Origin of the sequence: Methanoculleus sediminis (assembly GCF_001017125.1) — an archaeon.
Taxonomy (GTDB): domain Archaea; phylum Halobacteriota; class Methanomicrobia; order Methanomicrobiales; family Methanoculleaceae; genus Methanoculleus; species Methanoculleus sediminis.
The window spans coordinates 884,324-896,958 of sequence record NZ_JXOJ01000002.1; the positions used below are offsets into that span (position 1 = coordinate 884,324).

The following is a 12,635-nucleotide window of genomic DNA, read 5'->3' on the forward strand; positions in this document are numbered from 1 at the left end:
ATCCCTGACACCAAAATATATATGCCACCTGTGTCTTCCTGCACCCGTTTTCCGTTCTGGAAGGGGGGAATTATGCGGGCTGTAATCGTTGGAGCCGGGTTCGGGGGTCTCTCTGTCGCCGCCCTTCTTGCGAAGGGCGGCTTTGACGTCACGGTGATCGAAAAGAACGAGCAGCCCGGAGGCCGGGCGAGCGTACACCGCGATAACGGGTTTACGTTCGATATGGGGCCGTCCTGGTACCTGATGCCCGACGTCTATGACCGGTTCTTCGCGGAGTTCGGGAAAAGCCCCACGAACTACTTCCCGCTCGCGAGACTCGACCCCTCGTACCGGGTCTTCTTCGCCGACGAGCGGGTCGCGGACGTCTCGGCCGACCTCGGAAAGAACTACGATCTCTTCGAGTCGTTCGAACCCGGAGGGGCCGAGAAACTCCGAAGTTACCTTGCCGAGTCGGAGGAGACCTATGGGATCACCATGAGCGACCTCCTTTACCGGGACTACCGGAGCATCTTCGACTTCTTCGACCGGCGGCTCCTTGCCGGGGGGAGAAAACTCCGTCCCTTCGAGAACCTGGAGTCCTTCGTCAAGAAGCGGTTTGCGAGCGACGAGGCCCGCAAGGTCGTGCAGTACTCCATCGGCTTCCTCGGCGGCTCGCCGAGAAACACCCCCTCGTTCTACCACATCATGACGCACATCGACCTGAACCTGGGCGTGTGGTACCCGGAAGGGGGCATGCGGGCGGTGGTCGAGGCCCTTGTCTCGCTCGGCCGGGAGTTCGGGGTCGAGTACCGCTACAACGAACCGGCGACCGCGATCGACGTGGAAGGGGGGCTCGCCCGGAGGGTTGTCACCCCCCTTGGGGCGCACGAAACCGACGTCGTCGTGGTGAACGCGGACTACCCGTTCACCGAACTCTCCCTCCTCCCCGAAGGCTCGCGGTCATACCCCGCCTCCTACTGGGAGAAGAAGGTCCTCGCCCCGTCCACGTTCGTCGCCTACCTCGGCGTCGACCGGGTGGTCGAAGGGCTCGCCCACCACAACATCTTCCTCGAGCCCGACTGGGAGGAGGGGTTCGAGACGATCTTCGACCCCAAAAAAGCAGCCTGGCCGAAAAGCCCCTCGTTCTACGTCAACGTCCCCTCGCGGACGGATACGACCGCCGCCCCGGAAGGCACCGATACCCTCTTCGTCCTCGCGCCCCTCGCCCCCGGCATCGAGGATACCCCGGACCTCCGCGAGCGGTTCTACGACCACCTCATGAGCCGGATGGAGGAGATCCTCGGCGAGAATATCCGGGACTCGGTCGTGGCCCGGCGAATCTTCGCGCTCTCGGACTTCTCGAACCGCTACAACGCCTACCGGGGCACGGCGCTCGGTCTCTCCCACACCCTCCGGCAGACGGCGCTCTGGCGCCCTTCACACCGGAGCAAGCGTGTCAGGAACCTCTACTACACCGGCCAGTACACCCACCCGGGGATCGGGGTGCCGATGACCCTGATATCCTCCCAGATAGTCGCCCGCGAGTTGATCGATCGGTATCAGTGAGGTGCATCGTGATCGACCGGACCATCTACGGGATCTTCAGGCGGGGGAGCAGGACCTACTTCTACTCGACCCTCTTCTTCCCGCCGGGGGTGCGGGAGGATGTCTTTTCGCTCTACAGTTTCGTCCGCACCGCCGACGATTACGTGGACGCGGTGCCGCAGGAGGTCGAGGAGTTCTACGCCTTCACCGACCGCTACGCCATGGCGATGGCCGGGGAGGCGACGGGAGACGTGGTGATCGACTCGTTCGTCGAGCTTTCCGGGCGCAAAGGCTTCGATCCGGCGTGGACAACGGCGTTTCTCCGCTCCATGGAGAGCGACATCACGGTCGGCTCCTACCGGACGATCCGGGATCTCGAGGGCTACCTCTACGGTTCGTCCGGGGTGATCGGGTTGATGATGGCCCGGGTCCTCGACCTCCCACCGGAATCCTACCCTGCAGCACAGAACCTCGGCCGGGCGATGCAGTACGTCAACTTCATCCGCGACATCGCAGAGGACCTCGCTCTCGGCCGGACCTACTTCCCCCACCAGGAGATGGAGGCGTTCGGGCTCGACGACCTCTCGGCAATCTCCGCCTCCCGTAACCCCCGGAGGTTTGCGGCGTTTGTCCGGTTCCAGCTTCGGCGCTACCGGGAGTGGCAGGAGGGGGCGGAAGCAGGGTTTCGGTACATCCCCCGGCGTTACCGGATCCCGATCCGGACTGCGTCGGACATGTATCGCTGGACGGCCCGAACGATAGAACGCGACCCGGCCGTCGTCCATCGGCGGAAGGTGAAGCCGTCGGTGATCCGGATCGTCTCCGGGGCAGCCTCGAACACCTTAAAGGCGTGACGGGCCATGGCGCCGCGGCTCCTCTCGCTCGCCTGGCGGGTCTCGCGGTTCCGGTTCTGGATCTACACCGGCGGGACCTACGTGGTAGGCTACGCCCTCGGGATGGACTCCTGGTCGGCGTTCTTCGAGCCTGACTACATCCTGTTCCTGCTCTACTTCTTCCTCCCGGCAAACCTCCTGATCTACGGTGTGAACGACTGGTGGGACCGGGATACCGACCGGTTCAACCCCAAAAAGGACGTGAAGGAGTACCGTATCAGCGAGGCGGACGGTCGGGACCTGCTTGTCCTCCTCGGGTTCGCGGGCGGCGTCAGCCTCGCGCTCTTTTTCGTGCTCGACACCGTCGGAAAGGCGCTCCTCCTTGCGTTCCTCTTCCTCTCCTACTTCTACAGCGCTCCGCCGCTCCGGTTCAAGGAGGTACCGGTCCTCGACTTCTCCTCGAACATGCTCTACGTGGTTCCGGGGATCCTCGGTTACTACCTCGCGAGCGGCACCCTCCCGCCGCCTGCTCTCGTCCTCGCCGGCTACCTTCACGTCGCCGCGATGCACCTCTTCTCCGCTATCCCCGACATCGGCTGCGATGCGGCCGCGGGGATGACAACGACGGCCGTCGTGCTCCGGGAACGGCGCTCGCTCCTCCTCTGCCTCGCGTTCTGGTCGGGGCTTGCCGCCCTCGTCATCTGGCTCTCCGGTCTTCACCCCTTGAGCCTGCTCGTCCTGATCTACCCGGCCGTTCCGCTCGCCCTCCTCCTCCGGGAAGGCTTCTCCATCGACCGGGTCTACTGGTACCTCCCTTTCGTCAACACCGGCCTCGGGGGGCTGGTCTTTCTCCTCGCGACCCTCCGGACGGTGGCATGGTAGAGCCTACAGCAGCACCGTCGTGACGAGCGGGATGGTGATGAGCGACCCGATCGTCGAGACGAAGACGATCTGCGACGCGAGTCGGGAATCGGCGCCGTACTGCTCGGCGAAGATGACGGTGTTCGCCGCGGCGGGCATCGCGGCCATCGTGATCATGATCCCGTTGATGTAGGGGTCGGCAAAGATCGGGGCGAAGAGGCAGCAGTAGGCCGCCGGGACGGCGAGGAGGAGGACGGCGCTCGCGACCCAGATCCGCCAGTTCCCGACCATCTCCCGGGTCGGGAAGGTCGCGAGCATCGCCCCGACGATGATCATCGCAAGCGGCGTCGTCACCCCTCCGAGAAGGTCGATCGAGTCGATGAAGGGGCTCGGGATCTCCACCGAGCCGAGGAAGAGGGCGAGCCCGACGACGGAGGCCGCGATCCCGGGGTTCGCGAGCAGCCGCGGGTCGAACCCCTTTCCCCTTCCTTCGGTCAGCATCGCGATCCCGACCGAGAAGACCAGGACGTTGAAGAATAGGTTGAAGATGGCGACGTAGAAAAGGGAATCCTCCCCAAAAAGCGTCAGGGCGACCGGGAACCCCATGAACCCGACGTTCCCGAAGACGATCGCGAACTGGAGGACTCCTTCCTCCGCGGCCGGGACCCGCATGGCTTTCGAGACCGCCCAGGCGAGGGCGAACGAGAAGACGTAGAGCGCCCCGGTCGCGAGGATCAGGGTCTCGGCGCCGACGAGGCGCTCCGGGGTGAAGGGCACCTGCATCGAGGCGACGATCAGCGCCGGGATGGTGATGTTGATGAGGAGTCCCGAAAGCCCCCGGGTGGCCCGGGGATCGACGATCTTTGCGGAGACGGCGACGTAGCCCGCGGCGATCAGGAGTACCAGGATGAAGATCTGGTCTGCAACTATCAGGAAATCCATGATCGCGCCGTTCATAAGGGCTCCGCTCCGTCCGGTTCATCAAGGTGGGCGCCGGTACCCCTTTACGGTTCTGCTCGGGGGGTATGGGGTGCAGTGAGCGAGCGGGAGCCTGCCCGGGTTTTAGAGCGGGGTTTTTCGGGATCGCGGCGTGTTCCTCGCACAGAGGGCGCCTCGCCCGCGTAGAGGGGAGGGGTGTGGCTGTCCGGGACTGTGGGTGTCGGCGGGTCCTGTCTCCAGGGGCGGGGATTATTGTCCTGCCATAAGAAGGTTTATGATGTGTTCGGTTCCAGCCGAACGATGCCTGCCGATTTTATATGTTTTAACGACCCAGAATCGCATCGGGTGCCGCGTGCGGTACCTGTTTGTGTGCGGGGGTCTCCCATCCCCGGTTGACGCCCCGGATGAAGAACCCCACAAGCCCGGAGGCAAAGGGAACGTAAGCGTTCTGCGTACTTAAACATGTGCCTCTCCTGCCTCTGGGCTAGAATGTTATGGAGGTAGGTTACATGAAAGGAAAAACTGGACTGCGGGCATTCTCCATGCTCCTGGCGGTAATGCTGGTGAGCGTGGTTTTGGTGCCGGTAGTGAGTGCTTCAGCCTCCAATAGTGGAGGTGAACAGATGTCTAACAGATCCGTTAGCGAGAAGGCTCTTGTCCACTTTGGGGATCTGACAGAGATGAGAATTGTTGATGAAAGAGCGGTCAACGTGAAAATTCCCTTTTCGATAAAGAACTACGATTTAGTAGTCTTTGACCTGCCAAAAATCCGGGAATATCTGCTTCATGGTGATCAACTAACAGTGTACCTAGAAGGGCAGCCTTACACGATGGATCTACAGGAGACGACGATTGATACAGAAGCTATTGCTAAAGGGATCCATTCCTTCACCGGCAGTCTCGCTGGTGTTGAAGATAGCCAAGTGCTTCTTACGGTTGGTAACAAAGTTCTGCTGGGCAGAATTGTTATTGATTACACCGAATATTTCATCGAAAGCACCTCGATGCAAGATTCGAAATCGTCAAGTGCGTTCTTACAATATGTGTACTCATCAAAGGATATTGTTCCCGAAGGCGACACGATCCCCATCGACTCCCATCTTCTTTCAACTCATGCAATCGACGAAAAAGCATATGCGCTGAAGAAAATGCTTGAAGAACAGGCTGATCCGCGTGCAACTGTCACTGTGAGAGTTCTTGTTGCTACCGATAGCAAATGGATGACAGACGAGCCTGATTGGCAGGATACAGCGGCAGCCATCATCCAGTATTGCAATTATGACTTTAACACCCTCGGAGTGAACATCGTGCCCATATATGATACTTCGAAGGCACAGCAGCTCTCCAGCGATCCGCAGATTATCAACTCTTCACTCTCAACATTCAAAAAATATTTCCCCGAATCATACCTAAATTCGAAATCCGCGGATCTCGGCTTGTATTTGGGCGGTTATGACTCCATCGAATTTGAAGGAGTTGGATCCTCAGGGGGCTACGACTTCCCCAGCCTTTGCAGATATGCATGGGCGCAGATGGCAGACGATCCCTCTACCTATGACGCTGTGCTCAAAGACAGAGCGGTTGTAACCATGCATGAATTGGGACATGCTTTTGATGCGGCCCATGAATATGCACCCAACCAAACAGAGACCTATAACAGAGCTTACCAATTTTACGAACATAACAGGTACTATCAGACCGTTATGTGGGGGTGTTTCATGAAAACGGCCTGGCTGCAATTTTCGGCAAACGATGGCTTTTATGGCGATGCCAACCATGATAACTCGCGGAGAATTACTGAAACGAAGGGTGTTGTCGCATCCTATTGTTAAGGTCGGGGATCAACTTCCCCTGCTGGTGGTGAGTACAGGTGCCGGCAATAGTTCCCGGAAGGGGTGGAGCGGGCTTGCCCCTCACCCCTCAGAACAGATCGCATGTGGTGTGCTGAAATGATCCAGAAAAATCCCCTGCTCCCGGCTCTGCTTCTGGTTGCCGTGGCTACGGTGCTGGCGGCAGGTTTTGCGGTTTTCGGACCCGGCACGGAGGTCGCCGATACCACAACCCCGCAGGAGCGGGTCCTGGTCCATATCGACTCTTTCACGGAGAAAAGAGACGCCTCGACCCGGGATCCCGGCGATCTCGGGATCCCGTCGTCAGTCCGGCGCTACGACCTTGTGGTCTACGATACGCAGGCAATCCGGGACCGCCTACTCAGCGGCGAACCGCTGATCGTGTACATCGCCGGGCTGCCCTACACGGCGGACCTGCAGGAGTCGTTGCACGACCCCGAATCCCGCAGTGCGGGGAGGCACTCCTTCTCCGGCACGCTTGACAGGGGGGGCGCGGCGCTTCTGACCGTCAGCGACAGCGTTTTTCTCGCCCTGTTCAGGATCGGTGGTGTCGAATATTACGTGGAGAGCACGAAACAGCACGACACCGTATCTCCAGAGAGAGTTCTCCACTACGTCTACTCTTCCGCCGACGTCGTCCCGGAAGGGCCGCCCGCAATGCTGAGTGGCTACTACCTCATATTGCACAATATCAGCAACGGGAGGGCGGAATATTACGGGTTCGATCTTCCTGCAAACTGGACCGAGGCCGACTTCCGGAGCGCCGGGTACGATATCGCCCGGCTCACTGATGCCGATTTCGCCGAACTCCCCACAGTGAACGAGACCCTCCATAGCGGCGGCCTGGAGGTGCCGCTATCCGAAGACGAGGCGGGACGTATCGCAAAGAGTTACCGGGGGAAGATCGTGGAGTATTGTGGGAGTTACTATCTGATCGACTTCATCGAAAGTTAGGCGGCACCGGGGTGAGGCAGGGGATTCCGGTCCCACGCCCCAGGAGCAGGCGTTTATGCGACTGAGAGAGAAACTACTCCGGTATAGGGGCGGTTCTCCGCCGGCGCCGCACCGCAAGGTACCAGAGCACAAATGTCACGCCGAGGAGCGCCTCGCCCGCGTAAAGGAGGAGGGGTTCCCGGACGACGCTTCCTCCCTGGACGGCGAAACCGCGGAGATACGATGTTACGCAGAGCAGTCCGGCTGTCATGGCAACCAGGGACGTGCCGAGGATGATGGTGATCCGGTGATCCCTCCCGGGATGAAGGAGCCGGGCGGCTTTTTTCGTCAGGGTGTAGTCCCGCCATTTCCGGGCGCTCGCGTGGGCCACGAGATCCGCGCTGGCGAGAACGGCAAGGTGCTGGTGGACGGTCGACTTTGCAAGACCGAGTCGATCGGCGAGCTCGCTGACCGTCATCGGCCGGGAATCGAGCGCTTTGAGGATCATGACCCGGACGTCGGAGGAGAGAGCGGTGATGTCGTCCCGATCGAGCGCAATTTCTTCCATACCTTGAAATCTCTCCGTCAGCGGGCCTGGCCCGAAACGATCAGGTATTCTTCCGCCAGGAGAGAAAAGCATTCCGGAACCCTCCGGGTTCCGGTAAGGCCGAAAAAGAGGGTATTCGGCGAATCCCGTCACACTGTCCGGAGGGTCGGCGGCAGAACAGGTTCAGGTGCATCTTTCCCCGCTACGACGAACGTCGCCGACGCCCGGGGAAGGCGGGCCCTGTTGTAATCGGGATCGATCGCGTCCCCGCCGGTGAGGGTGGGGCCCGAGACGACGCTGCTCATCTCCCGGAGATCGCAGATGATCGGCGTGCCGTTCGGGGTCGTGAGGGTATACGGGGCGGCAAGACCGATCGTCAGGTAGAGGAGTTCCTCCGGGCCGGGCCGCGGGAGGTCCGCCGTCACCCGCACTTCGCGCCACTCCCCGGCGGCGAGGTCGTCGACGGGCAGCGCAGTCGCGGCGCCGGGGAGGACATCCCCCTCCGGCGACCCGGTGGTGGCGTTCAGGCTCGCGGTCCCCGTCGTCACGGTAAGGTCGGCATGGGCGCAGTTTTCGCCCGCGAGGTTCCGGACGAAGAAGTCGAGGCTGATCTTGTCGCCCTCGATCGCGATATCGGGAGTGTACCGGATATCCTCCGGGCGGGCCGGGTCAAGGCTGTAGCGGTCATCGAGGGAGATGGTCCGGTTCCAGGCGGTGGCGTTCCGCAGGTACCAGGTCTCGGTATCGGCGTCGTAGGTGATGATCGGGCTCTCACAGGGATCGGGATACTCGAACCCCGGCCCGAACGGCAGTATCCAGTCCACCCGCTTGAGCGGTTCCTGCACATGCTGCTGTCCCGGGGGAAAGGCGGTGAGTATGGCGAGGTTGGCCGCGGCAAGAACGAGAACGACGCCGATACCGAGCCATACCCACGTCTTCGAGTGCATTGTATCACATTAGGAAAAGAGGTGATTTAGAGGTATGGACTCACCATCAGCACTTCTCCGGTCTGTGCGTCGATGACGACAAGCCCTCCCTGGAGAACGTGATCCTCCGGCTCGCCTTTCATCGTAATCACCCATGTCAGCGTCTGTACGTCCGGTCGGGTGTACTCAACGGAGGGGTCGGCCGTTGCATCGGTCACCCGGATTCCCGGGAACTGCCCGGCTGCGATCTTCAGCGCCTCGTCCCGGGAAAGTTTCGGCTCAAGCGGGCATTCGATCTCCCGCTGGATCCCGATGTACGAGACGATCTCGCCGGTGCTCGGGTTAAGGTTCACGACGACCGTGTTCGGCGTGAGGACACCGCTGATCTCTTCTCTCCAGATGTACGAATACTCGCTGCCCGCATCGCCGTGAGAGACCAGGTTCGATCTGGTAAGCTGCATACTCTTCTTCGCAAAGCCGCTGTACTTCTCTTCGGCGTAGGCCCTTGCCGTTGCTTCGGCTGCGGCCCGATCCAGCCGGACATCGCGGCAATCCTTCCGTGCGGAGTCGAACGTGGCACGTTCGATCACCCCGGTCCGGGCGTTGACGTAAACCTGTCCGTCTCCGGTACTAAAGACATAGTACCCTCCCAGGTTCAGGCGTTCGGTCTTCTGGTACTGGACGGTTGCGTCGGGTGCGTTAAGAAAGTCCTGTGCTTTTCCTTTCGCAGTATCCACCCCGATCGGAGCGTTGACACCAGTTGCCGACACGACCGAGACCGCGACGACGAGGCATAGCATTGCAACAATGTATATCCGTTTCATGATTGAATCATCCCATTAATAGACCCCATAGCGAGCGGGAGTGAGACAACTGGTATAACTGCCGGAGATCTCGTAGGTGTCCACTCCATGGTAACCGAACGGCCAGTGCAAGTAGCAGTCGTCCTTTGCATTGCTTGCGGCGCTTGCAACGGTCTCCCCGTTTCGCAACCGGTCCCAGAAGCTCCCGGACCAGCATTTTCCGTTTTCGACCTCGACCTCGCCGTCGAACCCCAGGCAGATATCTGCGCCTTTGTTCATGGTCTGCTGGACAAGGTCGCCGTTATAGGGGTTGTAATGCGACGAATGGCAGGCGAGATAGACTGCGAGCAGGACGTCCCTGATGTCGGTCCCGTAATCAGATATGTAATACTGGTAGTTTCCCGGGTAGTGGCCGTCGGTGTCGGCCAGTATCCAGGATTCCGAGGAGAACTTTATTCCACCGCCTTTGTGCGAGTCGTCGTAGTAGAGGCCGTGGCCGTTGAAGAAGAACACCGCATCCGACCTGAACTGACTGTAAGCCGTCGACGCATGTGCATTCGTGGACGACGAGCTGGAGTAGTATATCGCAGCCTGATCAACCCGTGCGTCGTAGGCCGTCGGCGTCGTATCCGAACAGTCATAGTTGTGCGCGGGTGGTGCGGCGCTGACGGCGGCAGGTAGAGCCGCGAGCAGGAGGAGTGCTGCCAGCATGTAGATCCATGGTTTCATAAGTATCCCTCAAGGAGCGCCCGGGCGTTCCTGCGTCCGGAACTAAACCCGAATTCGAGGGGGAATCTTATAAAGCCCGCTGTCGTCGTTCGGTTCTGGCCGAACAAATCTTAAACCTTGCGATTCAGTTCCGGGCAAGCAGCGGATCTGCGAACTGTCATACTATAGAAACATTTTTCCAAGATTCGGAAAAAACCGAACGATGCCTGCTGATTTTATATGTTCTAACGACTCAGAATCGCATCGGGTGCCGCGTGCGGTACCCGTTTGTGTGCGGGGGTCGCCCATCCCCGGTTGACGCCCGGATGACGCGCCCCGCAAGCCCGGAGGCAAAGGGAACGTAAGCGTTCTGCGTACTTAAACGTGTGCCTCTCCTGCCTCCGGGAGTATCTTGGAGGAAAACAAAATGGAAAAGATGAAATCCATGCGATCGGTGGCTGTTCTCGCAGTCCTGCTGGTCATGAGCGTGTTGTTCGCACCTGTCGCCAGCGCTCGGGAAGTCGGCGAAAGCGACACGGTGTACTTCAGCAATCTCCCTCCCTCTGAAGGAGTAAACGCAGTACGCTTCACAAACCTCCCGCCTGCTCAGGAGTACAAACTTGTGACTGCCAATCCGTTACTCTTCGCTGCTGACGCCGATTCCGGCAAACCGGTGGCAGTGAGTCTGTTGGGCAAAGAATATCTACTCGATCTCAAATCGGTGCCCGCTCCTATTGCGGAGGACGCTAAATGCATCATGGTCAATGAATCCGGCACTTTTACTACTGGCGTCCCTCTAATAAAGTGCTATGCCGGGACAGTGTCCGGAGATCCTGAAAGTTATGCTTTCTTTACCGTCGATAATGAGGTGATCCTTGGAACCGTCAGGACCGGGAATTTATCCTACGTTATCGATCAGGTGGGAATAGTTGAGGCCGGCAGCAAGCGGCAGATTGTGCACGCAATCTATGACGATAGCAGCGTGGCCGACATCAAGGAACCGCTTGCGTATGGTGCAGAGGTGCCCCTGAGGCGAGATCTCTCCGAAATCGCTGTGCAGTTACCTGGTGAAGTGCTCGATGTAGAGTCCGGGATAACCTCCACGACGACTGTGACGCTCATGGCGGCGCACGATTATCAGTTCAGGAACCTCTTTCCAAGTCCGAATACCGAAATGACAAACATGGTTGCTCAGATTAACACGGCGCTTTCTCCGTCGGATATCGGCGTATCGCTCCAGATAAGTGCTTATTGCGATCTCGGTACTACGTTGGCTGCATACAACCACGAGTCCCTCCTTAGAGAATTCAGCGCAGAGAATGCGGCACTCCGGGACAGTACGAACAGTGATATTGCAGTTTTATTCACCGGGCGAGACCTCGACAATGAGTACATAGGTGCTTCGTACGTGTATGTACCTGACCCTGACGGCGGCTATGCACATGCTCAGATGTGCAGCAGCGGAGGCAGTTATCAGGCTACATTCTCGCACCGGTGTATCAACGCCGCACACGAGATCGGACACCTCTTCGGCGCAGGGCACGAAGACTCAACACCACCCTATCCGTCGTATGCAAAAGCATATCATTGGACGGAGTGGTTCGTTTATAATCGGTACACAGCTCTCTGGTCAAGTTTCATGGGGAACGACATGTGCCTTGAGTACTCATGCGATACCCGACATGGAGATGCATCACACGACAATGCCCGGAGGATCAGTGAGACGAAGGGTGTCGTCGCCGGATACCAGTGATGAGGTGAAACGGAGATGCGGATAGCAGTGGTGATGACGGTTCTTGCTGTGGTCGGTATTATGATTATGGCCGGTACGGTCATGCTCTGCGGAACAGGACCGGAACAGCAGGGTACTCCGCCCTGCAGTCCACACCTTTTTCATGTCTTTAACACCGATGATGTGCCGCACGAAGTTAACGTAACGGTGTTTGATGCCAACGCCACTCGCATTCGTGTTCCTGTCTGTACGGAGGTATATCGACTTGAGGCGGATGGGGATGTAACATCATTCATCAAGAATGACGGATCGTCCATCAAGAACGACGGGAGGGAGTATCACTTTGAAATTTCGGTCGACGGTGAAGATCCGGAGGTCTTTATGTTTTCCATCGCGCGTTGCCACTCTCTTGCAATCTCCGTCCGGACGGAGTGCGATATCCAGGCTCTCATGATTACGAGCAACTATGCGGTGCCCGCCACGTAAAGTGGTACCTCAATATCGGGTGAGGTCCCGGACAAATAGTGATTGCTTTGCTGAGGGTTGTCGGGTAACTATTGCTGAATACCGGTGAAGCTGGAGACTATGATTGTCACGCGGTTGGGGGGGGTGGTTGCGGGGTCCGGGACGCTTCACGTGACCGGGGAAAACTCCGGGTTCTGACCGACCCGTATCTGGCGATTCGGCTGTGTTCTGACATGTAACTGTACCTCGTCAGTTCAAAACAGACCCATCCGATTGGCAGAATACGATCCACGCCCCAGCTTCAGTTACCCGGCCTCCTGGGGGGCTAACTCTCAGCGGTCCTTGCCGGGAACAACTGCGACGGTGCCCGGTTCCGTGGGGGAGGTTCGACGAGCGTGGCAGGGCCGTGACCATTATCCCGGCGCCCGACGGCGGGTCCTGTCTCCGGGGTGCAGGGGCCATTGTCCTGCTATAAGAAGGTTTATCGTGCGTTCGGTTCCAGCCGAACGATGGC

At 59.2% G+C, this 12,635-nt stretch carries 12 protein-coding genes; 7 read left to right on the plus strand and 5 right to left on the minus strand.

What is annotated here, in order from left to right:
- The first annotated feature begins 72 nt into the window (after positions 1-72).
- Genes SZ63_RS07250 through SZ63_RS07260 form a run of 3 tightly spaced genes read left to right on the plus strand, consistent with a single transcriptional unit; the run spans position 73 to position 3,239 of the window.
- Positions 73-1,545, plus strand: a complete 1,473-nt coding sequence (locus SZ63_RS07250; protein WP_048183267.1) for a phytoene desaturase family protein — start codon at positions 73-75, stop codon at positions 1,543-1,545.
- Positions 1,546-1,553: 8 nt separating this feature from the next.
- Complete coding sequence (locus SZ63_RS07255; RefSeq protein WP_048183823.1) at positions 1,554-2,378, plus strand: phytoene/squalene synthase family protein; 825 nt, start codon at positions 1,554-1,556, stop codon at positions 2,376-2,378.
- A 6-nt stretch (positions 2,379-2,384) separates the two neighbouring features.
- A complete protein-coding gene (locus SZ63_RS07260; protein ID WP_048183270.1) occupies positions 2,385-3,239 on the plus strand; it encodes a prenyltransferase in 855 nt (284 codons plus the stop codon).
- A gap of 3 nt (positions 3,240-3,242) precedes the next feature.
- On the opposite strand, the gene SZ63_RS07265 is transcribed toward SZ63_RS07260, so the two are convergent.
- Entirely contained in the window at positions 3,243-4,175 is a 933-nt protein-coding gene (locus SZ63_RS07265; protein WP_052959086.1) for an AEC family transporter, read from the minus strand.
- A gap of 491 nt (positions 4,176-4,666) precedes the next feature.
- Here SZ63_RS07265 and SZ63_RS07270 point away from each other — a divergent pair, with 491 nt between their 5' ends.
- Both SZ63_RS07270 and SZ63_RS07275 read left to right on the plus strand, forming a co-directional pair.
- Positions 4,667-5,989: a zinc metalloprotease gene (locus SZ63_RS07270; protein ID WP_162199192.1), complete on the plus strand. Its 1,323-nt coding sequence runs from the start codon at positions 4,667-4,669 to the stop codon at positions 5,987-5,989.
- A gap of 117 nt (positions 5,990-6,106) precedes the next feature.
- Positions 6,107-6,961: a hypothetical protein gene (locus tag SZ63_RS07275; protein WP_011842995.1), complete on the plus strand. Its 855-nt coding sequence runs from the start codon at positions 6,107-6,109 to the stop codon at positions 6,959-6,961.
- Between the two features lie 73 nt (positions 6,962-7,034).
- On the opposite strand, the gene SZ63_RS07280 is transcribed toward SZ63_RS07275, so the two are convergent.
- From SZ63_RS07280 to SZ63_RS07295, 4 genes are all read right to left on the minus strand, one after another.
- Entirely contained in the window at positions 7,035-7,508 is a 474-nt protein-coding gene (locus SZ63_RS07280; RefSeq protein ID WP_052959087.1) for a winged helix-turn-helix domain-containing protein, read from the minus strand.
- 128 nt (positions 7,509-7,636) lie between these two features.
- The gene (locus SZ63_RS07285) at positions 7,637-8,434 is read right to left on the minus strand and encodes a hypothetical protein (RefSeq protein WP_048183280.1); all 798 of its coding nucleotides are present in this window, start codon (positions 8,432-8,434) and stop codon (positions 7,637-7,639) included.
- Positions 8,435-8,460: 26 nt separating this feature from the next.
- Positions 8,461-9,237: a PepSY domain-containing protein gene (locus SZ63_RS12415; RefSeq protein WP_082122684.1), complete on the minus strand. Its 777-nt coding sequence runs from the start codon at positions 9,235-9,237 to the stop codon at positions 8,461-8,463.
- A gap of 15 nt (positions 9,238-9,252) precedes the next feature.
- The gene (locus SZ63_RS07295) at positions 9,253-9,945 is read right to left on the minus strand and encodes a hypothetical protein (RefSeq protein ID WP_048183283.1); all 693 of its coding nucleotides are present in this window, start codon (positions 9,943-9,945) and stop codon (positions 9,253-9,255) included.
- A 406-nt stretch (positions 9,946-10,351) separates the two neighbouring features.
- Here SZ63_RS07295 and SZ63_RS07300 point away from each other — a divergent pair, with 406 nt between their 5' ends.
- Positions 10,352-11,677, plus strand: coding sequence for a M12 family metallo-peptidase (locus tag SZ63_RS07300; RefSeq protein WP_048183288.1), 1,326 nt, complete (start codon positions 10,352-10,354; stop codon positions 11,675-11,677).
- A gap of 15 nt (positions 11,678-11,692) precedes the next feature.
- Positions 11,693-12,142, plus strand: coding sequence for a hypothetical protein (locus tag SZ63_RS07305; RefSeq protein ID WP_048183291.1), 450 nt, complete (start codon positions 11,693-11,695; stop codon positions 12,140-12,142).
- Positions 12,143-12,635: the final 493 nt, after the last annotated feature.

Excerpts from the sequence above, each read along its gene's own strand:
- SZ63_RS07250 (WP_048183267.1), top strand. The coding sequence starts at position 73 with ATGCGGGCTGTAATCGTTGGAGCCGGGTTCGGGGGTCTCTCTGTCGCC.
- SZ63_RS07260 (WP_048183270.1), top strand. The coding sequence starts at position 2,385 with ATGGCGCCGCGGCTCCTCTCGCTCGCCTGGCGGGTCTCGCGGTTCCGG.
- SZ63_RS07265 (WP_052959086.1), bottom strand. The coding sequence starts at position 4,175 with ATGAACGGCGCGATCATGGATTTCCTGATAGTTGCAGACCAGATCTTC.
- SZ63_RS07270 (WP_162199192.1), top strand. The coding sequence starts at position 4,667 with ATGAAAGGAAAAACTGGACTGCGGGCATTCTCCATGCTCCTGGCGGTA.
- SZ63_RS07275 (WP_011842995.1), top strand. The coding sequence starts at position 6,107 with ATGATCCAGAAAAATCCCCTGCTCCCGGCTCTGCTTCTGGTTGCCGTG.
- SZ63_RS07280 (WP_052959087.1), bottom strand. The coding sequence starts at position 7,508 with ATGGAAGAAATTGCGCTCGATCGGGACGACATCACCGCTCTCTCCTCC.
- SZ63_RS07285 (WP_048183280.1), bottom strand. The coding sequence starts at position 8,434 with ATGCACTCGAAGACGTGGGTATGGCTCGGTATCGGCGTCGTTCTCGTT.
- SZ63_RS12415 (WP_082122684.1), bottom strand. The coding sequence starts at position 9,237 with ATGAAACGGATATACATTGTTGCAATGCTATGCCTCGTCGTCGCGGTC.
- SZ63_RS07295 (WP_048183283.1), bottom strand. The coding sequence starts at position 9,945 with ATGAAACCATGGATCTACATGCTGGCAGCACTCCTCCTGCTCGCGGCT.
- SZ63_RS07300 (WP_048183288.1), top strand. The coding sequence starts at position 10,352 with ATGGAAAAGATGAAATCCATGCGATCGGTGGCTGTTCTCGCAGTCCTG.
- SZ63_RS07305 (WP_048183291.1), top strand. The coding sequence starts at position 11,693 with ATGCGGATAGCAGTGGTGATGACGGTTCTTGCTGTGGTCGGTATTATG.